General features: G+C 48.9%; 17 protein-coding genes. 12 read left to right on the top strand and 5 right to left on the bottom strand.

Annotated elements, in window-relative coordinates; all coding sequences use genetic code 11:
* The first annotated feature begins 38 nt into the window (after nucleotides 1-38).
* The 12 genes from P400_RS0105230 to P400_RS0105285 all read left to right on the top strand — a co-directional run bounded on the left by P400_RS0105230 (nucleotide 39) and on the right by P400_RS0105285 (nucleotide 16,512).
* The gene (locus P400_RS0105230; RefSeq protein WP_026825190.1) at nucleotides 39-923 is read left to right on the top strand and encodes an ROK family protein; all 885 of its coding nucleotides are present in this window, start codon (nucleotides 39-41) and stop codon (nucleotides 921-923) included.
* On the top strand, nucleotides 910-1,860 hold the full coding sequence (locus tag P400_RS14905; protein WP_051545940.1) for an acetylxylan esterase: 951 nt from the start codon (nucleotides 910-912) through the stop codon (nucleotides 1,858-1,860). Before P400_RS0105230 ends, P400_RS14905 begins: the two co-directional genes overlap by 14 nt.
* Nucleotides 1,861-2,099: 239 nt before the next feature.
* A complete protein-coding gene (locus P400_RS0105240) occupies nucleotides 2,100-4,424 on the top strand; it encodes a glycoside hydrolase family 10 protein (protein WP_026825191.1) in 2,325 nt (774 codons plus the stop codon).
* 143 nt (nucleotides 4,425-4,567) lie between these two features.
* Nucleotides 4,568-5,890 (top strand): ABC transporter substrate-binding protein, encoded by a 1,323-nt coding sequence (locus tag P400_RS0105245; RefSeq protein WP_026825192.1) that lies wholly within the window; start codon nucleotides 4,568-4,570, stop codon nucleotides 5,888-5,890.
* Between the two features lie 70 nt (nucleotides 5,891-5,960).
* Complete coding sequence (locus P400_RS0105250) at nucleotides 5,961-6,896, top strand: carbohydrate ABC transporter permease (protein ID WP_026825193.1); 936 nt, start codon at nucleotides 5,961-5,963, stop codon at nucleotides 6,894-6,896.
* 13 nt (nucleotides 6,897-6,909) lie between these two features.
* Nucleotides 6,910-7,734, top strand: coding sequence for a carbohydrate ABC transporter permease (locus P400_RS0105255; protein ID WP_026825194.1), 825 nt, complete (start codon nucleotides 6,910-6,912; stop codon nucleotides 7,732-7,734).
* A 21-nt stretch (nucleotides 7,735-7,755) separates the two neighbouring features.
* Complete coding sequence (locus P400_RS0105260; RefSeq protein ID WP_034770866.1) at nucleotides 7,756-9,099, top strand: FAD-dependent oxidoreductase; 1,344 nt, start codon at nucleotides 7,756-7,758, stop codon at nucleotides 9,097-9,099.
* Nucleotides 9,096-11,588, top strand: coding sequence for a glycoside hydrolase family 38 N-terminal domain-containing protein (locus tag P400_RS0105265; RefSeq protein ID WP_026825196.1), 2,493 nt, complete (start codon nucleotides 9,096-9,098; stop codon nucleotides 11,586-11,588). The genes P400_RS0105260 and P400_RS0105265 overlap by 4 nt, the downstream gene beginning before the upstream one ends.
* 24 nt (nucleotides 11,589-11,612) lie before the next feature.
* Nucleotides 11,613-13,271 carry an ROK family protein gene (locus tag P400_RS15330; protein ID WP_051545941.1) on the top strand — a complete coding sequence of 553 codons (1,659 nt, stop codon included), beginning with the start codon at nucleotides 11,613-11,615 and terminating at the stop codon, nucleotides 13,269-13,271.
* Between the two features lie 9 nt (nucleotides 13,272-13,280).
* Nucleotides 13,281-14,789, top strand: coding sequence for a DUF4127 family protein (locus P400_RS0105275; protein WP_026825197.1), 1,509 nt, complete (start codon nucleotides 13,281-13,283; stop codon nucleotides 14,787-14,789).
* The gene (locus P400_RS0105280) at nucleotides 14,786-15,478 is read left to right on the top strand and encodes an N-acetylmannosamine-6-phosphate 2-epimerase (protein WP_026825198.1); all 693 of its coding nucleotides are present in this window, start codon (nucleotides 14,786-14,788) and stop codon (nucleotides 15,476-15,478) included. Before P400_RS0105275 ends, P400_RS0105280 begins: the two co-directional genes overlap by 4 nt.
* Nucleotides 15,479-15,543: 65 nt before the next feature.
* The gene (locus P400_RS0105285) at nucleotides 15,544-16,512 is read left to right on the top strand and encodes an aldose epimerase family protein (RefSeq protein ID WP_051545942.1); all 969 of its coding nucleotides are present in this window, start codon (nucleotides 15,544-15,546) and stop codon (nucleotides 16,510-16,512) included.
* Between the two features lie 76 nt (nucleotides 16,513-16,588).
* Here P400_RS0105285 and P400_RS0105290 read toward each other — a convergent pair whose 3' ends face one another.
* The 5 genes from P400_RS0105290 to P400_RS0105310 are packed head-to-tail and all read right to left on the bottom strand — an operon-like array spanning nucleotide 16,589 to nucleotide 23,481.
* Entirely contained in the window at nucleotides 16,589-18,625 is a 2,037-nt protein-coding gene (locus P400_RS0105290; RefSeq protein ID WP_026825200.1) for a hypothetical protein, read from the bottom strand.
* A gap of 13 nt (nucleotides 18,626-18,638) precedes the next feature.
* Nucleotides 18,639-19,886: a glycosyltransferase family 2 protein gene (locus P400_RS0105295; RefSeq protein ID WP_026825201.1), complete on the bottom strand. Its 1,248-nt coding sequence runs from the start codon at nucleotides 19,884-19,886 to the stop codon at nucleotides 18,639-18,641.
* Between the two features lie 2 nt (nucleotides 19,887-19,888).
* The gene (locus P400_RS0105300; RefSeq protein WP_051545943.1) at nucleotides 19,889-21,580 is read right to left on the bottom strand and encodes a DUF2334 domain-containing protein; all 1,692 of its coding nucleotides are present in this window, start codon (nucleotides 21,578-21,580) and stop codon (nucleotides 19,889-19,891) included.
* Entirely contained in the window at nucleotides 21,570-22,427 is an 858-nt protein-coding gene (locus P400_RS0105305; protein ID WP_026825203.1) for a GGDEF domain-containing protein, read from the bottom strand. Before P400_RS0105305 ends, P400_RS0105300 begins: the two co-directional genes overlap by 11 nt.
* Complete coding sequence (locus P400_RS0105310; protein WP_026825204.1) at nucleotides 22,408-23,481, bottom strand: hypothetical protein; 1,074 nt, start codon at nucleotides 23,479-23,481, stop codon at nucleotides 22,408-22,410. Before P400_RS0105310 ends, P400_RS0105305 begins: the two co-directional genes overlap by 20 nt.
* Between the last annotated feature and the right edge of the window lie 220 nt (nucleotides 23,482-23,701).

Genomic DNA, 23,701 nt, shown 5'->3' on the forward strand with positions numbered 1-23,701 from the left:
ACGAACCGAGACTATTTTGATGGGAAGGGGATTTTCATATGTTTGGAGCGATTGAATTAGGAGGAACGAAAATCGTCTGCGGCGTCGGCACGGAAACAGGAGACATTATACGCCACGTGTTCATCCCGACGACAGATCCGAAAGAGACGATGACGAGCGTGTTCGAATTTTTTGAAGGAGAGACAATCGAGGCACTCGGCGTCGGAACGTTCGGTCCGGTCGACTTGAACCGAGATAGTGAAACGTATGGGCACATTACGACGACACCAAAAGTAAAGTGGGCAAACTATCCGCTCTATGAAGTATTGAAGGCACACTTTCAAGTTCCAATCGTACTCGATACCGATGTGAACGGGGCAGCGTTCGGGGAGATGACGTTTGGCGGGGCGACGGACGTCTCGAGTTGTCTCTATATGACGGTCGGGACCGGAATCGGAGCGGGCGCCGTCATTGATGGGGAGCTCGTCCACGGGATGGGGCATCCGGAGATGGGACATATGATTGTCCGTCGTCATCCCGAAGACATGTCGAACGGCGTCTGTCCGTATCACGGAGACTGCCTCGAAGGTTTGGCATCAGGTCCCGCCATCGAGGCGAGACATGGCAAGAAGGCACACTTGCTCGATCCGACCGACCCTGCGTGGGACATTGAGGCTGATTATTTGGCGCAGGCGCTCGTCAACATCGCCCTCATTCTCGCACCGGAGCGGATGATTCTCGGCGGTGGTGTCATGAAGCAGTCACACCTGTTCCCGAAAGTACGTGAAGCGTTTCGACAGAAGATGAACGGCTATATCCAAAATCCGTATGTGAATGAGTTGGAGACATATATCGTGCCACCGACACTCGGTGATTTCGCCGGATTAAAAGGAGCACTCGCCCTCGCCATCAAGAAAGGGGATGTCGTCCATGCCGGGCGTTGATGTGTCGGTCCGTGAGTTAGAGGCTTACCGATCAAACGTCACGATGCCGGACGACTTTGATCGATTCTGGGAGCGAGAACTTGAGACGTTACGGGACATTCCGATGCAAATCGAACGGAACCCAATCCCCGCTTACGTCCGAAACGTCGAGATGGAAGACATCCGTTACTTGTCGCATGGGGCAATCGTACACAAAGCGACGTTCATCAAACCGAAAACGATCGACCGCTCGCTTCCAGTCGTCATCCTCTATCACGGTTACAACTGGAATACCCACGAACCTCATATCGCCATGAAGTATGTCGTACAAGGGATGTCGGTGCTCCTCGCCGAGACACGTGACCAAGGAATGGACCCGGAGCAGTCTTTGCTCATGCCTTTGGGCGGTGCCGCCGGATGGATGACGCGAGGGATTTTCAAGAAAGAGACGTATTATTACACACGGGTCATACTGGACGCAGTCCGTGCGCTCGATGTCGCCCTCATGCTGTCAGGTGCGAAGATGGCAATCGTTGAAGGTGGGAGCCAGGGCGGTGGCATCGCCCTCGGAGTCAGCGCATTGCATCCGAAAGTGAAGGCCGCATTGGTTGATATCCCATTCCTCTGTGACATTCCAAGAGGGATCGAGTTGGCGACGGACGGGCCATATTTAGAAATCTCGCATCACTTCAAAGTACACGATCCTCTCCACGAGTCAGAAGAGGCATTGTACGATACGCTTCGTTATGTCGACGGGGTCAATTTTGCGAGACGCATCACTTGTCCTGTCATGGTCGGGATCGGTCTCTTAGATGAGGTGTGCCCTCCGTCGACAGGGTATGCGTTATTCCGTGAACTTTCCGGTGAGAAGGCGTTCCGTGTCTATCCGGAATATGGACACGGCCTCTCGAGCCGCCATGAAGAAGAAAAATTGAAATTCATCGCCCCGTTACTGTGAGCACTCCGTCATTTGACGGAGTTTTTTTCATTCCGAATGAAAAAGTCAGACTTCGTTGACATATTGGGACGAAGGCACTACTCATTCAGGTGAACGAATGTAAGACAGGACGTTCTATTTTAGAAATGAAAATTATTTTCAATAAAATCCATAAAGGAAAAATGATTATTTTTACCTATCATCCTCTGTGCTATGTTGTTTTTGAAAGCGGTTACTTTTTAGAAGAGGGAGTGAATGGGATGAACAAACGTAACGTAGTCGGTACGGCACTTAGCCTCACATTGTTGGGAAGTTTATTACCGATGCAAGGAGCGGCAGCTGAAGAGGTGATGAAAGTCATCGATGCCTCGGGTGACGAGATGCGTGTCGGGGGCATCAACAAACTCGCGAACCAGCAGCAACTCATCATCTTCAACGATCAGTTTAGCTACTATACGGAGACGAACCCGGCGAGTACGGAAGTCGTGCTAGAAAAAGTCGGGATCAATACGTACACGGTAGCGGAGAAACGAGGCGGGAACAGTCCGATTCCAGAGAATGGTCTCGTCCTGTCGACGGGGAAAGACACGACGGAAGCGGTCACTTCGTTCTTACGTCAGCTCGAAATCGGGGAGCGCGTCATGTTCGAGGAGCCGGTCGTCAAACAAGAAGAACGCACGGCGAACGCGGTCGACCCGACGCGATCTTCGAACCCGGACGGGGCACCGTTCGATGGATTCCGTGGCCCGGACCAGTTGATCGTCTATACGCCTGCATTTGGGGAGTCGACGAAGACGAACGTATATGGCTATGAGATCACGGTCGAGGATGGCTATGTGACGAAGCTTGGTGGCGGGAATTCAAGCATCCCAGATAACGGATTCGTCGTCAGCGGTCACGGTGTCAGCTCGGCGTTCCTCTCAGGCAACAGTATCATCGGGGCGAAAGTCGACGTGACGGACGGGGTCGTCACGATCATGCAAGATGTGGACAGCTATGCGTTCCAAAGTGAGAAGGCAATCGAGAAGGCCGAACAGTCAATCTCAAAAGCGCGAGCTGAATGGATTGATGTCCCGCTCGACTTAGCAGACGAGGCGCTTCGTTCCGCTCGGACATATTTAGATCAGGCGAACGCAGAGTCAGATCCGGTCATCGCTTTAGACGCGGTAAGGCAAGCGACACAACTTGCGTATGACGCCTATTATTACTCCATCGACTCAGGTGTCGCCGAACAGCGGGCCGTCTGGCATCGTCCGAAAGAATCGACGTTAACAGGCGTCGAGACCGTGCTCGACCGGATGGAAAAGGCCGGATTCAATGCGGTCTATCTCGAGACGACGTTCTGGGGATACCCGATCTATCCGAGTGCGGTCCAGGAACAGTATGGACTTCCCGCCCAGCACCCGAACTTCAAAAACGGCGACTTCGGCGAGCACGGCACGGACATTCTCGCCGCCTATATCGCGAAAGCGAAAGAGCGTGGCATGACGGTTCACGCGTGGACGGACGGATTCATGGTCGGGGAAGCGAGCTTAGGTGTCCCGTCTCAGTTCAAACAGTATCCGGAATGGGCGGCCGTACAACGGACGAATACGACCGGACAACCGGCGCCGGACACGTCGAGCCGCTATTACTGGCTAGATATGATGCAGCCTGAAGTACAGGACTACATGCTTGCGCTCTATGAAGAGATGGAGTCGACTTATGACATCAAGGGATTGAATATCGATTACATGCGACTCCCGCATCATGGTTTTGACAAAGCGTATGGATTTAGTGAACCGACACGAGCCCTATACAAGCAAGTGAGCTTCATCGACCCGATTGATTTGAAGAAGGATACGCCGGAATGGGAGGCGTTCCAAGCATGGATCCGCGAACGGGAGAATGAATTCGTCGCCAAGCTACACGACATCTCGAAACAGAATGACGCGAAGTTCATGTTGACCGCAACGCCAGAACCAGGAGCGGAAGAAGTGTATATCAGTGACTGGAAAGAAGACATCGATGCCGTTATCCCACAAGCGTACGGACATGACTTCAATAGCATTCAAAAAACGGTCCAGGCGAGTAAGAAGCTGATGCCGGAAGGGACGATGTACTTCACGGGGATCTACTCGTTCTATCACCACTTGAACGAAGGAGCGGTGGTGGACGACGTCCTGTCGGCGAAGTTTGGCACATCGGGTGTGAATATGTTCGCATTCGGTCAAGCGAGCGCCCCATCCGTCGATGCGCTAGGAAAAGGTCCTTGGCGTGAGACGGCCGTCAACCCAGGGGAAGAGCCGCTCCTCGCCATCGAAGCGTTGTTGAAAGACACGCGCCGCGAGATGAACAGCCTGTATATGCCACAAGGGGCGATGGATAAAAAAGCGGGTCGCGCTCTCGCTAAAGAAATCCAACGTCTTGAGAAGGCAGCGAGAAAACAGTCGCTCAACCTAGAGGACGTACAACGAATCGAGCAGTCGTTAGATGTCATGAAAACAAATGACCAACTCGAGCCGGTGTTATATGACCGTTTACAGTCACGAACGGCTGACATGAAACAGTGGCTACAATACGCCATCGAACGTCAAGGACTCTAACCGTAGACTCGTCTCTGAAAAGGGACGGGTTTTCATTTAGAAAATTATTTTCATTTTAATTTTAGTATTGCAAATAGATTTCTAAGGCGGTATGATGAATTTGTGAAAACGCTTTCTATTTTATCTCGGGGAGGAAATGAAAGATGAAAAAACGTACGAAACAACTCGCGGCGAGCGCATCGATCGCTGCCTTGTCAGTCGGCTTGATGGCTTGTAGCAATGAAGAATCTGATAGTGGCTCTGCATCGAGTGACGGCGAACTGTCAGGGAAGGTGACGATGTGGACGGCCTCGCTCGCGGGTGAACCGTTTGACTCTTATTTCGATGAGATTGAAAAAGAATTTGAAGAGATGCACCCAGATGTGGATGTCGTCATCGAAGACGTGCCTCAAAATGAGATGGAGCAAAAAGTACTGACATCGTTGACGGGTAGTGACGTCCCAGACGTCGTCAACTTGAACCCACACTATATGTCGAACATCGCGGCACAGGGTGGATTGCTCGAACTTGACGACATGATGTCAGAAGAAGCGAAAACAGCTTACGTGGATGGTCCATACAAGTCTGGCATGTTCGAAGACAAATTGTACGCACTTCCATGGTATTTGACGACGACCGTCTCTTGGTACAACGGTGACCACTTCGAACAGGCGGGCATCAAAGAAGTCCCGACTTCGACAGAAGGCATTTATGAAGCGTCGAAAATGTTGACGGACAAGACGGGTAAACCGGCATTCTATCCTGTCATCAATGACGGGAATGCCATCATGGAGAAAATGGTCTCAATCGCGGGTGAACCGATCGTCAAAGACGGAAAAGCAACGTTCGCCGACAACGAAGACATCATCAATTATTTCGAGACGATGCAAAAGATGTATGACGAAGGGTTGATCCCGCAAGAAGCAGCAGAAGGATCGATTAAGACAGGACAAGAACTCTATATGGCAGGTAACACATCATTACTCGAAGGTGGCGTCACATTCCTCGGACCGGTCGAGAGCGGCGCACCGGACATCTATGAAGTCTCAAAAGCAGGACAACCGCTTGAAGCATCAGACGCACCGGTCAACGTTGCGGTCATGAACTTCGCCGTACCGGCGAAGACAAAGAATAAAGAGGCAGCGGTCGCATTCGCCGAGTTTGTCACGAATGCCGACAATCAGCTCGAATTCGCGAAGACGGCAGGAACGGTCCTCCCATCGACGAAAGCGTCACTCGAAGATGACTACTTCACGAATCCAGGTGACTCGCCGAAAGCGCTCGGGATGATGGAAGCTTCGAAATCACTCGAACGTGCCGAGGTTCTCGTCCCGCCGACAGAGAACAGCGCGGAACTACGTGAGGCGACGAAAAACATCTTCGTTCAAAACTTACAAGGGAAAATGTCAGGTAAAGAAGCAGTAGAAGCACTTGCGAAAGCTTGGGATGACGCGTTCGAGAAATCTGGAGAGAGCGTGACGTTCTAAACGTTGAGAGCTGAATCAAAAGGAGACCCCTCTTTTGATTCAGCTCGTTTTATTGGAAGGAGACCTGAAAATGAATAAAGAGAATATAGCACTCCCTGTATCGACCACGAAAACGAAGGTCGTCAGACGGAAGAAGAAAAACCTCCTCACCCCTTGGCTGTTCCTACTCCCATCGATTCTCGTGCTCGGCACGTTCCTCGTCATCCCAATCGTCGAGGCGTTTCATTGGAGTTTGTTGGACTATAAAATCATTGCGGGAACTGGAGAGTTCGTCGGACTCGCCAACTTCAAAGAGATTTTTACAGATACGTCGTTTTGGCTCGCGTTATGGAATACGATTTTATTTTTGATTATCGTCCTTCCATTGAATATCTTTTTGCCAATGATTTTAGCAGTCTTGGTCAATCAGACTATCAAAGGTGTATCGACGTTCCGTATCTTGTATTACTTGCCGGTCGTCACACCGATGGTCGTTGCCGCGCTCATGTGGAAGATGCTTTACTCACAGAGTGGCCCGGTCTCGTCAATATTCGTATCGCTCGGTCTGTTTGACAATCCGACAAACTTACTTGTCCAAAGCTCGACCGCTCTCGTCGCAGTATCCGCGATCACAGTGTGGAAAGGCCTAGGCTACTACATGATCATTTATTTGGCTGGTCTTCAATCGATTTCAAAAGATGTCTATGAATCTGCTGAGATCGACGGAGCGAACGCCTTTCAAAAATTTTGGCGCATCACTGTACCGATGTTGACACCTTCTGTCACACTCGTGTCTGTCATGACAATCATCGCTGGAATGAAAGTGTTTGAAGAAATCGCGTTAACGACGGGCGGTGGTCCGGCTGGAGCGACTACGACGCTCGTCATGTACATCTATAAAAAATTCATGTCACTGGACGTCAGTATCGCATCAGCCGCTGGTGTCGTCCTGCTCCTTCTCGCAATCGGTGCTTCCTTGCTTCAAATGAAGTTGACGAGTTCGCGAGAAGAAGATTTACGGGCTTAAAGGAGAAGTGAAGATGAAACGTAAACAAACGACACAAAAAATCATGTTATACCTATTGATGATTTTCATTTCGGTTATCACGGTCGGTCCATTCCTCATCACGTTATTTATGGCACTCAAATCGCCAGGGGAAAGTATTTACGGAACAGTTTATCCGACAGACCCGACACTCGCAAACTTCACCGATTCGTTCTCGAAAGCGAACTTCGGGCTCTACTTCCTCAATACGTTTATCGTAACGGCGATTGCGATCCCGTTGAACTTGCTCTTCTGTAGTCTGGCGGCATATCCGCTCGCCCGAATGGACTTCCGAGGAAGAGGCGTCGTTCTCTCACTCATTATCGCGACGATGATGGTTCCCTTCCAACTGTACATGGCACCACTCTTCCAACTCGCAGGCGAGCTTGGTCTACGTAACTCTTACATCGGACTCGTTGTGATGCAGGTGGCGACGGCGTTTGGGATCTACTTAATGCGACAAGCGTATTTACGCATCCCGAAAGAGCTTGAAGAGTCGGCTTACCTAGACGGGGCGAACCGTTTCCAAGTTTGGTATCGCGTCGCGTTACCACTCGTAAAACCGACACTCGTCACATTGGCGATTTTCACGTTTATGGGGACGTGGGGCGACTACTTGTGGCCACTCCTCAATTCAACGGAGAGTAGCATGTACACGCTCTCGATCGGATTGGCGCAACTGTCGCAAAACTTCGATGGCTCGAACTTGAAATTAATTAGTGCGGCATCGATCTTGACGACGATTCCGACATTGATTTTATTCATGGCGCTCCAAAAATACTTTATCTCTGGTGCGACAGACGGCGCCGTGAAAGGTTAAGAGAGAAAGGACGCGGAAGAGATGATTCATTACGCAGGACACGAAATCAAGGTAGTACGAGAAGTCGATTGTGTCGTCGTTGGCGGCGGGACGTCTGGCGTGACGGCGGCCTATACTGCAGCAAGTGAGGGAGTCGACACACTTCTCATTGAAAAGACGATTGCACTCGGTGGGACGCAGACGAACGCGCTCGTCTCTCCGATGATGCCGACACACGTTCAACCTCGGGGCGTCAACCGCTACATCTTAGATCGATTGGAAGAGCGCGGCGTTAAAACGGATGACGGGACGACGAATTGTCGGTGGTTCAATGTCGAGACGCTCACTTCGTTGCTAGATGAGTTGTTGGAACAGGTCGGATGTCAGGTGTTATACGATGCCGTCGTCATCGATGTGTTGAAAGACGATGACGCGATCACCCATCTGATCGTCCAGACATGTGCCGGCCTCGTCGCGATTCAGACGCAGACGGTCATCGATGCTTCAGCGGACGCCGTCGTCGCCCGTGTGTCGGACATCCCGACGTCTTCTGGTGACGAAAACGGACATAATCAGCAGATGACGTTCCGTTTTGAGATGGGCGGTGTCGACCTCGCTCGTGTCCGAGACTATGTGCTTGGACTCGGCGAAACGTTCTGTCAGATCGAGGACCCGAATTTCTTCGAGATTGTCATGGTCCCCGGGAAAGGTCATGTGCTCGAAGGGTTATTCCGGGACGGATTGGCAACAGGTGAACTCACGGCTGACGACCTGAAGTATTTTCAAGGATTCACACAACCGGGCAAACCGGGTGTCTTCTCCTTTAACTGTCCCCACATCCCTGGGTTGACGGACACGACCGACCCGTTCGCCCGTTCTGAAGCGGTGCGTATCGGGCGACAGATGATGCAGCGTCTCAGCCGATTCTTGGTCCGTCATTTACCAGGATTTGAGTCCGCTTTCTTATTAAAAGAAGCAACACAGCTCGGCATCCGTGAGTCATATCGAATTCAAGGGAAGTATGTGTTGTCCGAAACGGACTATGCGAATCGGGCCCGCTTCCATGACGCGATTGCCAAAGGAGATTGGTACGTCGATGTCCATCGCGTCAAAGGAGACGAGGCGTTACCGAAGAAATACACGGCGGGTGAATATTATGAGATCCCGTATCGTGCCCTTATCGTGAATGAAGTGACGAATGTCATTTTCGCTGGTCGACATATCTCGAGCACGTTCCTCATGCAAGCCTCGCTTCGGATTCAGCCGACGCTACGAGATGTCGGGGAAGCGACGGGACTGGCCGTCGCACTCGCGTTAAAAACGAAAACGGCACTGAATGAACTTGACGGCAGGTTGATTCGGGAACGAATGGAGGTTCTTCAATGAAACAAGTGCACGTCTTGAATCATACGCATTGGGACCGGGAATGGTATGAATCGTTCGAATCGTTCCGCTTCAAACTGACGGAAGGGCTACGTTATGTCGTCGATCGTCTAGAAGCTGGGCAATTCGATAACTTTTTTTTAGATGGACAGACGATCGTGCTCGACGATTATCGGGAAGTGGTCAGTGTGGACGAATATGAACAGCTCGTCGAGTGGATTCGTGCAGGCAAAATCGAGGTCGGACCGTGGTACTTACTCGCCGATGAGTTTTTAGTGGCGGGTGAAGCGCTCATTCAAAACTTGAAGATTGGGACGAAGCTGGCACGCGAACTGGGATCGAAACATGATATCGGCTATTTGCCGGATACGTTCGGACATATCGGACAGATGCCACAAATTCTAGAGCAATTCGGAATCGGTCACGCCATCCTATGGCGTGGTGCCGTATCGGATTCATTCGAGAATACGTGGGTCGCGCCGAACGGGTCGCACGTCAAGACGTTCGTCCTTCCTTTGTTCGAAGGCTATTATCAGACATTCTTAAAGCATGAGGCATTTCAAAAAGAGATGGATGACTATTTGACACGTAACGAACCGTTCGTGAAAAGCGGTCATTACTTGGTCATGAATGGGGCCGACCACACATTCACAGCACCAGACATCAAAGACAGGCTTAATGCGGTCGATTTGCCGGTCCGTCAATCGCTCATGTCTGACTATACGGATGCGGTGGCGACACATCGTCCGACTGCCACGATTCACGGTGAACAGCGGGACCCATCGAAAATCTTCATCCTACCAGGTGTTCTCTCGACACGGACGTATCTGAAGCGTGACAATCAACTCGTTGAGGATGAAGCGCTCAATACACTGGGATTTTTGAACGCCTTTCTCGGGACGGAGACACGAAACGATTCATTCCGAGAGTACGTATGGAAACTGATTTTACAAAACCAACCACACGACAGCATTTGTGGATGTAGCATCGATGCCGTCCATGACGAGATGGAGACACGTTCAGCACGTGCACTCGCTGCCATGAGACAGTTCGAACAGACGCAGCTCGACAAGCATTATCCGGCACCGTATTTTGGTGAAGGCTATAACAATCAGCTCGTGGTGATCTCAACCGTGCCGGTCAAACGAATGCTCCCGGTAGAAACAACGATTCGTATCCCGAAACGTCTCGACCTCGGACATATTAGCCTCAGCATGAACGGGGGACCGATTGAGATCGACGTTTTGCGTCGGGAAGAGAAGGAAGTGTTTCTACGACACATTTTGGCAGAGCCGCATTACGACGAGTATGTAGAATATGACGTCGTCTTTTCGATCCCAGTCGAAGGGGCAGGCGCTTATGTATGTGAGATTGAGCGAGTCGAAGAAGCAGTCACACCACTTGCTCAAACAGAAGACGTCATCGAGAATGCGTTCTATAAAATCGAGACGAACGACCAAGGCTTGACGATTACGGATGTAGTGAGCGGGACACGTTATCCAGGACAACACGTCGTTTACTCGAGTCTCGATGCAGGCGATACGTATAACTACTCACCGCCACTTGAGGACTGTTTGTCAAAAGCAACACTTCTTCATGCCACGGTTGAACGTGGTCAATCCCATCAAACGATGTGTCTCGAGTTTACGTTGACGATCCCGGCTTCCTTGGATGATTCACGTCAAAAAGGAAGCGAACAGATGGTGACGATGCCAATCATGACTACGGTCACACTGTATGAACATGACCCGCTCATCCGTTTCAAGACGACAGTGGACAACAAGGCGCAAGACCATAAGCTCCGTGTCGCCTTTGATGTCGGAACGTGTGAAGTCACGACGGCGGATACGGCGTTTGATTGGAATGAACGGGAGACGATGCGGGACAAGCGATTTGATGCTGAGAAAAATGAAGAGTGCGTCATGGCGCAAGCGCCGACGTATTCGTTCGTTCAGGCCAATGCGCACACCCTCGTTCATCGCGGTCTACAAGAATACGTTGTGAGCACATACGACGACCGAGACGTCGTGGAGCTGACGATGCTCCGAGCGGTCGGCTGGTTGTCACGACGGGACTTGCGGACGCGAGGGAACGGGGCTGGACCCGGATTTGAAGTGCCGGGTGCACAATGTCTGCGAACGGACACATTCGAATACGGACTTGTGTTGAATCGGGAGAACGAGTCGGCGACACACATCACGAGCTTCCGTCGACGTCCGATCGTGCATCAAACACGCGCAGCGACACCGAGGCATTGGTTCACCATGACAGGTGGCGTATTCTCGAGTGTGACAGGAATCGAACCGAATGTCAGCGAAATTCGTCTATACAATCCGACGAGGGAACGTGTTCCTATTACCATGACGTTCGAACAACAGGTAACATTAGAGAGAGTAACGTTAACAGGAGACGTCATCGAACAGGTGGATGCGGCGTTTACGGTCCGACCGAAAGACATCGTGACGATCCGGGTGACGAGCGAAGAGAAATAGACTTTAACGAAGAAGGTGACAAAGATGAGAAAATTCGTAGCGCTCGACATTGGCGGGTCGTTTATCAAGTACGGTGTGTTGACGGAAGATGCGATCTTTATCGAAAAACATGAGAGCATGACCGAAGCCAACCAGGGTGGGGCTCACATCTTAGAGAAGGTGACGGGATTCATCCGTGATTTGCAGACGCGTCACGACGTACAAGGCATTTGCATCTCAACGGCAGGGCAAGTCGACTCGAAAGAAGGGGTCGTCGTCTATGCCTCGAAGTTGATTCCTGCCTACACGGGCACCCGGTTAAAAGAAACGTTGGAGGCAACGTTCAGTCTGCCAGTCGAGGTCGAAAACGATGTGAACTGTGCCGGACTGGCCGAGTCATGGGTCGGGAGCGGCAAAGGGGCGAAAAGCTTATTCTGCCTGACAATCGGAACGGGAATCGGAGGTAGTTACATTCTCGACAACAAACTCCATACGGGGCATAGCTTCAGTGGGGGCGAGATCGGTTATATCCCGATTGAAGGATATGCGTTCGAAGAATTGGCGTCTACCCGTGTCCTCATCGAACGTGTCGAGGCGAGAACGGAACAGACGGGATTGAACGGGAAAGACGTGTTCGAGATGGCGCATGCGGGCAATCCGATTGCTATCGAAGAAATCGATCGTCTCGTCTATTACTTGTCAAAAGGGATTGCTACGGTGACGTATATGATGAACCCTGAAAAAATCATCATCGGTGGCGGAATCACGGCGCAAAAAGACTACTTGTATCCTCGCATCATGAAGCAACTCGCTGCCGACATCATTCCTGCCATCTTGGAGAAGACGACGATTGAGATTGCCCGGAACTTGAACAACGCCGGGATGATTGGAGCGCTTCGTCACTTCTTGCTCCAGGAATCGATGCGACCGCTCCGGAGCATCACGACGATTATCGAGTCGAACCATCATCGCTTCACGAAACGCGAGCAACTCGTCGCTGACTTTATCATCCAGAACCTTGAAGCTGTACCGAATAAGACGATCACTGAAATGTCTCGCCAAATCAACGTATCGGAAGCGACAATCACCCGCTTTTGCCAAAAGCTCGAGTTCGGGTCATATAATAAGTTGCGCTTACTTGCCAAAGAAGCGACTGTCAGCAATCGCTACTATGGCCCTTCGAATATCGATGGACTCGATGAGATTAACGAAGCGTACTTCATGATGATGAAGAAATACGATTCATTGTATGACCAAAAAGCGATGAACCGACTGAAAGAAGTGCTTGAATCGACGAACCAAGTCGTCTTATACGCGACGGATGAGTGGTCGCCGCTCTTACCCGCCATCAAGACGAAGCTGTTGGAGTTTGGCGTGATGACGGATCTGTTCTCAGGAGCGCAAGCGATTCAATTGTCCAAACGGGCGATTCGCCCGGAGACACTCGTCATCGGTCTAAGTCGCGATGGCTATAGTGAAGAAGTCATTGACGGTTTGACGAATGCGAAACGAATCGGTGCCGTCACCGTCGGACTATCGACACAAAGTGATTCGCCACTCTTTTCCGTATCAGATGTCCGTCTGACTGTCGCTTCAACGGAAAACGCGCATGTCACGTCGATTCGTGAAGTTGCCCTGTTTTATCTATTAGATGTCATCACGCACACGGTTCGGACGGAAGAGCCAAGCAGTGAGACGGTTTGAGGTGTGACGATGAAAATCGTATATGTACCGATCGATGAACGACCATGTAATGTCGATGTGGTGCAGCGGATTGTCGGGGTGACCGACGAGGTGACGCTGCTCACGCCACCCGATCATTTATATGGATACAAAAAAGAAGCCGCCGACAAAATAGGGATTCGAGAGTGGGTGCGCAGTGTCAAAGACTGCGACGCTTTCGTCCTCAGTGCGGACATGCTTTGCTATGGCGGGCTCTTGCCGTCACGTCTTCATCATATGACAGAGACGGACCGTGACGCTTTCATCGAGTGGATGCGGACGCTCCAAAGTGAGACGGATGCACCGCTTTATGTCGCGACGATGATCATGCGCACACCGAAGTATAGCTCGAATGATGAAGAACCTGACTATTATGGTCAATTCGGAGCCGAAATCTATCGACGTTCCTGGTTACAGGACAGAGAGGGACGTGACGGTTTGACCGAGATGGAACAGCAGGAACTCGTGACATTGAACGAATTGGTTCCAACAGAACATGTGGAGGATTATGAGGCGAGACGTGCCTTCAACCGATCTATCAACGAAGCGATGATTCAACTCGTTGAGGAAGGTGTCATTGAGCGGTTGTTCATCCCTCAAGACGATAGTGCCGAATATGGCTACACATCGATTGACCAGACAAACGTATTAAGGCAAATACAAGAACGACGTGTGTTGACGAAGGTTCATATGTATCCTGGAGCGGATGAAGTAGGTGCAACCATGGTCGCCCGAGCCTTTTTGGACCATCAAGGAACACGACCACGGGTGCATCCGATGTGGAGTAGTGTCCTCGGTCCGACGTTAATCCCGATGTATGAGGACCGACCGTTCATCGAAAGCATGTATGCCCATCTGGACGCGATTGGACTACACCTCGTCGAGACGATAGAAGACGCGGATCTCATGCTCGCCTACAATGTCCCCGGACGTGTGATGCAGGAATCGTGGGATCAAGACGAGCGTGATGTGACGTACACGAGTTTTCGTCACATGCGTCAATTCGTCACCAAGATCGAATCTGCGCTTACGCAAGGGAAACGAGTCATCGTCGCCGACAGTGCCTATGCCAACGGTGGGGATCAAGAGTTGATCATGTGGCTCGATGAGTTGAATATTCTCGAACAGTTGGACTCTTACAAAGGTTGGAATACGAACGGGAATACGCTCGGGACGACGCTCGCGCAAGGGGTGTTTGCCCAAGTCGGGAAGAGAGAGCGGATTCGTGAGAACGTCCTGTATCACGTCCTTGACGATTTCGTCTATCAAGCAAAAGTTCGGATGAAGATGACGAATACCGTGTTACCGCAGTATGGGGCGAGCTACTTCGATTTAAACGAACAGGCAACAGTGATTTCGCAAGAGCGTGACCGTGTGATGACGGAAGTGGCGCGACATGTAATCCGTCATTCTTTCCAAGAAGCATGGACAGTCAACACATCGGCACCTTGGAACCGCATGTTTGAATGCCGATTAGAGTTTGGAGGAACAACCCAATGATTGAACAATTAAGAAGTCAGTTGATCGTGTCCTGTCAGGCGCTCCCGGATGAACCGCTCCACGGTTCGGCTATCATGGCCCGCATGGCTGTCGCCGCAAAAGAGGGTGGGGCGAGTGGGATTCGTGCGAACGGCATCGAAGACATTCAAGCGATTCAATCTGTCGTCGATCTACCCATCATCGGCATCATCAAACGGGAATACGATGGTTCGGATGTTTACATCACACCGACGCTGGAAGAAGTCGACGCGCTCGTATCGGCAGGTGTCGATTTGATTGCGCTCGATGCGACACATCGAGCGCGTCCGGACGGTTCGACGATTGCCACGTTGTTCCCGCTATTAAAAGAGAAGTATCCGAATCAACGCTTCATGGCGGATTGTGCCACACTCGAAGATGCGGTCCGCGCTGAACGGCTAGGGTTCGATGTCGTCGCACCGACGCTCTATGGTTATACAGCGGAGACGGTTGGTAAGAAAGTGTATGAAGGTGACTTTCAATTTTTAAGGGAAATGGTGCAGATTGTCTCGATTCCTGTCATTGCGGAAGGGAATGTGATTACACCGGAGCATGCACGTAGAGTTCTTGAAATCGGGGCGTATGCGGTCGTCGTCGGTGGCGCCATCACACGACCACAGCAGATTGCAAAGCGTTTTGTGGAAGGGATTCACAGCCTGTCACCGAGGTAATGGAAGTGTAAGTCGTTCGATATGAGGGAATCGATAGGGAACGACTTTATAGGATGGGTGATTGGATGAAACAAGCAACGATTCAAAATAGTAACGGCATGACACTATCCGCCATCGACTATGGCTGTGCGATGACGGAGCTGACGGCCCCGGACCGAGAAGGTAACCTAGAATCGGTCATTTTGAAATACGGGGACGTCTCTCAATACTTAGAAAACCCGATTTATCTTGGATCGGTCGTCGGGCGAATCGCCGGACGCATCCGAAACGCAGAGATTGATAGTGTCGCCTTGTCCCCAAGCGAGGCGCCTCATCATATCCATGGAGGAGACAAAGGCATCACGGCCCGTTACTGGGAGATGGATGCTGAAGAGCGTTGTATCCAGTTTACCTACGTGAGCCCGAATGGGGAGGAAGGATATCCCGGGAATGTCTTCTTCAAAGTGATTTATGAACTGACGGACGATAATGAGCTGATTGTCACAATGACGGCGGAGACGGACGAACTGACATGGGTCAACCTGAATCATCACAACTACTTCAATCTCGGCGGACGATCGACCATCCATGACCATATGCTGACGCTACCAGCGGATTCGGTCGGGGTGCTCGATGCAGAATCGTTGCCGACAGGAGAGTTGCGAGACGTGAGCGGGACGCCGTTTGACTTCCGAGATAAGAAAGCGGTCCGAGAAGCGCTCGAGTCTGGAGACGAGGCGATTGAGCGTGCTGATGGACTCGATCATCCTTTCATCTTGAAGGATGAACCGATCCGATTGCATGACCCGGTGAGCGGACGGACAATGACAATCGAGACGAATCAACCCGTCATGGTCGTCTATACGGGCAACTTTCTCAGTGAAGCGACGCCGGTGACGCTTGATGGTCGACAAAAACATAGCGCGATTTGTCTCGAGGCACAGGCGTTCCCGGACGCTCCGAACCATCCACACATCGCGACCTCGATCGAACTGAAACCGGGTGAATTGTATCATTCGCGAACGGTGTATCGGTTTTCAGCGAGTTCACATTAAAAAACACATCCGATTCGACAATCGGATGTGTTTTTAATGTGAACTTTCTGGCTTTTTGAGCATGTAGACGCATCGGTTATTTCTTTTTGTTGCGACGTAGATAGAAAAGGATTGCGACAATGAGGGCAATCAATGCGATGAATCCGACGAAATACCAAGTCGGGTTCATCGAAGTAGACTCGTTAGACGTGACATCTCCTTCTGCTTGCTCACTTTGGATACTCGCACTATTCGTAAAAACTGCGCCATTCTGATTTTTTACCGCTACACTAAACGTCTCACTCGGAAAAGCAAGTGTTTGAATGAGGGTTGAATCGATCGTATCGTTCGTTGACACAACAATCATTGCCTTATCCTCGTTCCAAGGAGAAGGTTGAATCCATGCATATTCAGAAGACGTCTCTGGAACGAATCCATACTGCGATAAATCCACTTGATTGTCTTTTGTGACGAGCCAGCTCTCTTTCTGCTCGTTGAAGAGGGGACTTTGCTCCGGATCTCCGATATAGATGATCGAGCGGTTAGAGACCGTCTCCTCGGTCACGTCTTTGGCCCGAATAAACTCGACTTGTTGCGTTAAAGGTGTGACCGGTAAACCACTCATCACGCCAACCATGTTTTGCAAAGTTTGTGCATTCGATTCGTCCGGGATCACGAACACAACACCAGGATCAGTCGAAAACAGACTGGCCATATTCGAGAAAACCTTGTTATTTGCTTCTCCACTTCCTTTTGGCAATGTCAGCTGACTGTCACTCGAGATGAAAATCCAGCGATCTAAATCACTCTCGTTACATGGCGCTTCAGAACGAAGACCGTTCGCTTCAAACGATACATCTAAAAACGTATCTTTTTGAAGTGTCGATGCATCGATTTGAATCGTATATTGCTGCCATTCTTGATCATCCTCTAAAGGCGAGAGCGGGATGGAGTGTGGGGTGCCGTTCACCCATGCAATCAACTCCGGAGACACGTCATTGTTCTGCTCAGACGTTACGTACGCCGATGTCTTGAAACGGACCTCCATCTCCACGGTGGATTGCCGATCGATGACTGGCAACGGATAAAAGTAGTTTTGACTGACGGCTTGGGTCCCGCTCAACATAAAGTCAGAGGCTCCGAGTGTACGTAAATCAATCGTGTCACCACTTTTTTGAACGGAAGGTGCACTTGATAGGGCGAGTTGACTCCCGTTCAGCTGTTGTCGCTGCGTCGTGATGAGAAGATGGTCCACCGTCCCTTCGAAGGAAGCCGCATCTTCTGCGAGGACGAACATCGCATCGACGGCCGTATCGTCGCTGACGATTCGAGCTTGCTCAAACAAGACATCCTCACCTTCAGGGAGGGTCTCTAGTTCCTCGATTAACGTTTGGACGGGACCGGTGAACGAATCCGTCTGACCGACGAACACGTACCGTCCATCCAATGTTTTCAATTGTCCTTCATATTGAAGCGATACGTTATTCGGGTTGGCTGCGTCCCCTTGTAGCTGTCGGAACAGAAGAAGTCCCGCTTCTAAAGACATCGTGTCCGGTGAGTCCGGGAGTACGATTGTCAACTTCTGGTTGGTCGTTTGAATAAAGGGGTTCGGATAATCATTTAAAGTGAGTTCGACTTTGCTTCCGATTGAAAGAAAGCTTGATGGAAGGACCGTCAGCCAACTTCCCGATGTGTTTCCGGTATCACACATGCGCCCTTCAATCACGCCCGTGAAGCGCACGGTGACTTCATGTGTCCCTTTCGTCAAGTGCTCGTCTTGAAGTGGTACACGTACGTTACCTTGCGAGGACTCCTTGGATAATGCGACTGACTTAAGCGGTTCACCATCGATATCGATGGTGAGTGCCGACGGGGGAATCAACAGTTCAGAGTGCGCCCAGTCGACGGATACGTATTTTGAGGAAGCCGCTTTCTCATCTCCGAGCATGGTATATGTGTACGTTCGAGAAGACGTTTCACCAGGCAATACATCATCTCCGGTCGTCAATAAGCGTTCTCCCACATCGCTTGCGGAATCGATGGGTAGTGAGGAGCGAAGCTCTGTTGCAGCTTGTACTGAAAAAGTTGAGAAAATCAAGAATACGGTCAATAAGTAGAGTGTAATTTTTTTCATAATATCCTCCCCTTCATTCGAATCGGTCTGTTTTGTACCATCTCACTTCTTGATTAAACAAGACGCGTTTGATCTCGAGATAAAGCGAGTAGATGACGAGTAAAATCCATAACTGGCTGTACGTGAAGTACATCAGAATGACAGTGAAGAAGTTTGGAATGTTAAATTCAGAACGCTCGATACTCAGTGTCACAAATACTTCCGTCACAAAGAGAAGGAATGCAAGAACCCATAAAACCAAAGTGATGTTTCCTACCTCGAGACCGATGTCGAAAAACAAATTGATGATAAATAAACCATTCGATAAGATGACCCCAAAGAAAAACAAGAAGTAGGTGAAGAAAAAGTAAATGATGTCGAAGACGATTTTCTTTCGTTTCAACGAGAACAATTGACGCATAAATTTGAGGACGACGTATTGATTCCCACGTGCCCAACGCGTTCGTTGTTTCCACCATACTTTTAGCGTCTGTGGCTCTTGTTCCCATGTGATTGCGGCCGGGAAAAAGCGGATATGCCACCCGAGTTCGTACACACGAACCGTCAATTCAGTGTCCTCCGCGAGTGCCGCTTCGTCCCATCCCCCAAGTTCTTCGATAATAGTACGGCGTATGGCGAAGTTTGTCCCAGGAATAGTGGAGATGTTGAACCATTTCCACCTGCCTGCCTGTGCCATCCATTGGAAGCAAATCGTTTCAATGTTAATAAAACGGGTCAATAAAGTCTCATATGCATTCGTCACTCGGAATTTTCCGACGACGGCCCCCGCATCCGGGTCGTTGACAAGTCCCATCACGAGGTGATACACACCATCCTTTTCGGGTGTGTTATCCGCATCATATATGACGAGAACATCACCGGTCGATTGGGTCAATCCATAGTTTAAAGCAGAGGACTTTCCTTTTCCTGCGTAATCCGGTGTTGTTTGGACGACATGGATAAATGAGAATTTTTCTGCGAACGTTTGGGCGATTTCACCAGTGCGGTCAGATGAGTTGTCATTGATCAAAATAACCTCAAGTTTATCGTGTGGGTAGTTGATTCGAGACATTGCCCGAAGCGTAGCGGCGACGACAACCGCTTCATTATGGGCGGGAATTAGGACCGAGACTTTTGGCAAGTTCTTCATGTTCTTCGACCATTCAGGGATTGGATTACGAAATGTCATGTAATGCCAAAATCCACCCTGCATTAAAAACATATGGTATAGAAGCATCGTCCAAATCATGACGAGCGAAAATAGGAATAAGAGATTTGCCATGATTATCCACGCTCCTTAAATAATCGTTTTTTGCGCTGTCCCCGCAGGTAGAGTGTATATAACAAAAATGTCAGGACAGCGACGAACGTGATGAGGGCAAGGACTAAGAGCGCTCGTTCAAGAAATGAGGTCGGGGCGTACAGGCTCAACTGACTCATTACGCGAGAACGGTCGTCTTGCAGTGTAAGATCGCCGTTTGTAGCTGTGATGGAGACATTTTCTGTACGAACCCATTCATTTTGCTCACGTAAGTCAAGCCAGCGAAAGTCGGGTGTGGACTCCATCATGTTGACGAGGTCCGATAAATGTTCTGTTCCGAGATAAGGGTGATAAAAACCGCCAATCATCGAATCACGTACAATCATCAGTTCGTCACGCGCGCGACGCATTTCGTCGACCGGTCTTGGAAGGTCGGTTCGAACGTATCCAATTGTTTCTGGGTATAAGGTCATTCCATGTAGAAGCGACGGTTTAGCAATATAAGGAGTCGAGCCCATAACTTCCCAATTTGTGTTACTAAATTGTACTTGTCCAAATATATTAGAAAAATAATTCGATGTTAAGGCATATCCTGAATGTGACATCGTGTAGTGTGGTGCTTCAAATCCTAGAGGCTTAAGGTCGAGTGACACAAGCTTATGAATCGAGTTCGTTAATTTTGACTGCATATAAGCCGTTTCTCCCTCTAATAACGTCGTTACGTATTCAGTATAATCACGATTGTTACTGAACGCTTCACGTTTTTTTAGAAGGGGAGGCGTTTCATTCGAAGGAACGAGTACCGGCTGATTGTTCTCGACATCCCAAAACTCAAATCCTTCTCCTGTTTCTGAAGAACGATATTGATGAGTATAGCCATGTGAGATGACGGAAGCACCACGTTTTTCAAGACTTTGAATAACATCAAGCAGTTCTGGACGGTCGGTATAGTGAACAAGTTGCTCACTCCCTGGTTCGGCATACACTGTAATTACCGCTAACAGAATTGGTACGTCTCGGTCTAACAGATAGTTCCCTACCTCTTCAAGGAGTTTTGGATCTGTGCTCGGATTAATATCTTCTAGTCGAAGATACCCAAGATGCTCATTTGATGATTCGACTTTAAAAAAGTCAAATAGGCTATCCGCTACGAGTAAAGAAGAACGGTTCAATAAATTGTGAATTCCTGAATAAAAATGGTCATCTGTTTGAACGATGACCGCTTGTTTTTTATCATTGTGCATCGAACTTGCGTGCACAATTGAAGCTGGGTCATCTACAGTCAGGATTGAGTCAGCTGATTCGAAAGTTAAAAAATGGTCGGTACGCGCTTGATGGAATTTGGAGACTCCTTGTTTCGTTGTTGTTTCTAGTTTGTTAAAGATATCAAGTTGATTCACGTTATAGCCGATTCCATACAATGGAGAGTCTAACTGGTTAATTCGCTCACGAGTTGATTCAGGAATTGTCGCAGGATTTGCACCGAAGTAAAATAAGTGAGTTGTCCCACTAAACGATTCTTTTAATACTTCAGTGTCGCGAAGGATGTCGATTTTCTCCGAAAAGTGGGAAATCAGAGCATCCAATTTGTAGACTTCTGGTGGAATATCATTTGTTTCTGAACTAAAAACGATTGTAACGCTCGGTTCTTTTGCAAAAGAAATTTGTGGGATACCAACTAAGACAAGAATGAGAATAATCATTTTATAACGCATAACTCTTCAACTCATTTCTCAATAATCCGAGGACGTCATCAGGTGATTCGATCTTTGCTTCTTTTGTGACGGTGTAGTGGGCGATATGGTTCGTGAAGGATACCTTTTTGCCGTTTGACAGCTCGTAGTCCCCAATCAATTGTCGGAAGCGATTCAAAATGATAATCATATCCGATTCAGAAGCATAAGGTAGAATGAGCGCGAACTCTTCCGTGGACAATCGAAATTTTTTATCGGTCGTTCGTGTCGATTGGTGAAGACGTTCACTAAAAAATGTTAAAAAACGTGTTGCTTCCTCATTTCCATAGAGTCGTATAAATTCTGTGAAGTAGTCGATTTGATAGAGCAGGACGGTGAATGATTCTCCGTGACGGTTTGTACGATTGATTTCCAACTGAAGTTCAAGTTCAAAACGTTCTTTATTGTCAAGTCCCGTCTCCTCATCGATTGATACGAGTCGTCTGACCTTCTCCTGTAATGAAAGGTTTAATCGGTTTAATTGATTGATTCGTGCATAAATACTTCCGCTTAAAATGACAAAAACAATCAACCAGACACCAAACTGTAAGAGGGTGGCTTCTGAGAACAAAAACATTTGGTCGGTAGGTCGGAAAAATAGGTTCCAAAAGTACAGGCTTCCGAATAAAAATAAAATTACCAGGGCCGTGAATAATCCTGCACGCATCCCTGCAAACAAGCTAATAAACAAAGCTAAAGCAATTAGTAAAGACCCTTCAATCGTTACATTTCCTAGGTCCGGCATGTACAGTAGAAATAGAACGGCAGCGATCAACAAAAGTCCAATTTGTAAACTGACTAAACTTGTTTTACGGAATGAGGTATCCATCGATTAGTCCCCCTTCTGCTAATAAAGGCAGTAAATTGTCAAAAGCGTGAGTCTCTTTCGTATCTACATCAAGATACCCTCCATAGTAATCAGATGATGAGTCGGAAACCATCGATGAGGTGAGTCGATTCATCACTCGCTCTGCAAAGTCCCGTTCATCACGCTCGAGTAAATAAAAGATTGCCAACGCATAGACTGCTTGAGACTCATAGTTGACAGTTGGTTTTTTTGAGTTGAGGTCGTACCGTCCGTAGACAATCCCGTCATTGAATGTCTCTTTAAAGAAAGAATAAAACGATGCGGTCGATAATCCGAACTGTTCATAGCGCAAGGCGACATATAATTGATCAATCATATTGATTTCCTCATCGAACTGATACGTCTGAGTTGAGATGACGTAAGATTTTGCGAAGAACGGATCGCTCAGCGGCGCATTACTCAATACTTGTTTGCTGTTGTCGTACAAGTCGTTCACGGCCATGTGGCGTAGGGCGTCCTCATCTAAGTAGCTTAAAGTCAAAACGTCTCCACGTTCCTTTGTTGCCAAATCGACGAAGTCAACGGGGATCCCATCTTTGACCCCAATTGATGTGAGTGAAGTGCCAATCTGTTCAGCCAATTTAATGTAAGAAGGTTCATCAAACGCATCTCCCGCTTCATACAGGGCGTGAACGATTCGAGCATCATCAATCCAGGCATTCGCAGGGCTTCGTGTAAGCTCATCGTTCGTCCTTTCAAGTCGCCAACTAACCAAATTAGATGCATGCAAGAAATGCTCGGTGAGTACATCGACTTGTGAGGCAAATTCGTCTGCGCGATCCCGTTCGACTAAAAATAGCAAATAGAGTCCGAGAGACTCAGATAAAAATTCATTTTCGCGATTGGTCACATTCGTTTGGATGAGACCTTTTTCTGTTAACAGATGACTTCGAATGAATGATTCTGTTGGAAATTCACTCTCGTAGTCTTGAGGAAGCTCAGTTTCTTCTTTGTTATCTGAACATCCGTACAATAAAAATAAACATGAGAGTGAGATAGAAATAAGGTGTCGCATAGACTCCCCCTTGATAAAGTGTAGTTTTTAAATGTTTATAATAATTTATACCCTAATAAACTCCTGCCTACTTCCTTATGTTGTTTAATCTTGAAAAAAATAACTTCTTTTCTAGTCACTTAGAAGAACTAAAGTGGTGACATCGATGATGAATGTCTTTTTCGATTGTTTTACAGTGCGGTCTGAATGAATAAGTTTATTATATCGATTCACTACACAT

This window comes from Exiguobacterium marinum DSM 16307, assembly GCF_000620845.1.
Taxonomy (GTDB): domain Bacteria; phylum Bacillota; class Bacilli; order Exiguobacteriales; family Exiguobacteriaceae; genus Exiguobacterium; species Exiguobacterium marinum.

Coding starts and splice junctions, on each gene's coding strand:
- P400_RS0105230 (WP_026825190.1), top strand. CDS start 39: ATGTTTGGAGCGATTGAATTAGGAGGAACGAAAATCGTCTGCGGCGTC.
- P400_RS14905 (WP_051545940.1), top strand. CDS start 910: ATGCCGGGCGTTGATGTGTCGGTCCGTGAGTTAGAGGCTTACCGATCA.
- P400_RS0105240 (WP_026825191.1), top strand. CDS start 2,100: ATGAACAAACGTAACGTAGTCGGTACGGCACTTAGCCTCACATTGTTG.
- P400_RS0105245 (WP_026825192.1), top strand. CDS start 4,568: ATGAAAAAACGTACGAAACAACTCGCGGCGAGCGCATCGATCGCTGCC.
- P400_RS0105250 (WP_026825193.1), top strand. CDS start 5,961: ATGAATAAAGAGAATATAGCACTCCCTGTATCGACCACGAAAACGAAG.
- P400_RS0105255 (WP_026825194.1), top strand. CDS start 6,910: ATGAAACGTAAACAAACGACACAAAAAATCATGTTATACCTATTGATG.
- P400_RS0105260 (WP_034770866.1), top strand. CDS start 7,756: ATGATTCATTACGCAGGACACGAAATCAAGGTAGTACGAGAAGTCGAT.
- P400_RS0105265 (WP_026825196.1), top strand. CDS start 9,096: ATGAAACAAGTGCACGTCTTGAATCATACGCATTGGGACCGGGAATGG.
- P400_RS15330 (WP_051545941.1), top strand. CDS start 11,613: ATGAGAAAATTCGTAGCGCTCGACATTGGCGGGTCGTTTATCAAGTAC.
- P400_RS0105275 (WP_026825197.1), top strand. CDS start 13,281: ATGAAAATCGTATATGTACCGATCGATGAACGACCATGTAATGTCGAT.
- P400_RS0105280 (WP_026825198.1), top strand. CDS start 14,786: ATGATTGAACAATTAAGAAGTCAGTTGATCGTGTCCTGTCAGGCGCTC.
- P400_RS0105285 (WP_051545942.1), top strand. CDS start 15,544: ATGAAACAAGCAACGATTCAAAATAGTAACGGCATGACACTATCCGCC.
- P400_RS0105290 (WP_026825200.1), bottom strand. CDS start 18,625: ATGAAAAAAATTACACTCTACTTATTGACCGTATTCTTGATTTTCTCA.
- P400_RS0105295 (WP_026825201.1), bottom strand. CDS start 19,886: ATGGCAAATCTCTTATTCCTATTTTCGCTCGTCATGATTTGGACGATG.
- P400_RS0105300 (WP_051545943.1), bottom strand. CDS start 21,580: ATGCGTTATAAAATGATTATTCTCATTCTTGTCTTAGTTGGTATCCCA.
- P400_RS0105305 (WP_026825203.1), bottom strand. CDS start 22,427: ATGGATACCTCATTCCGTAAAACAAGTTTAGTCAGTTTACAAATTGGA.
- P400_RS0105310 (WP_026825204.1), bottom strand. CDS start 23,481: ATGCGACACCTTATTTCTATCTCACTCTCATGTTTATTTTTATTGTAC.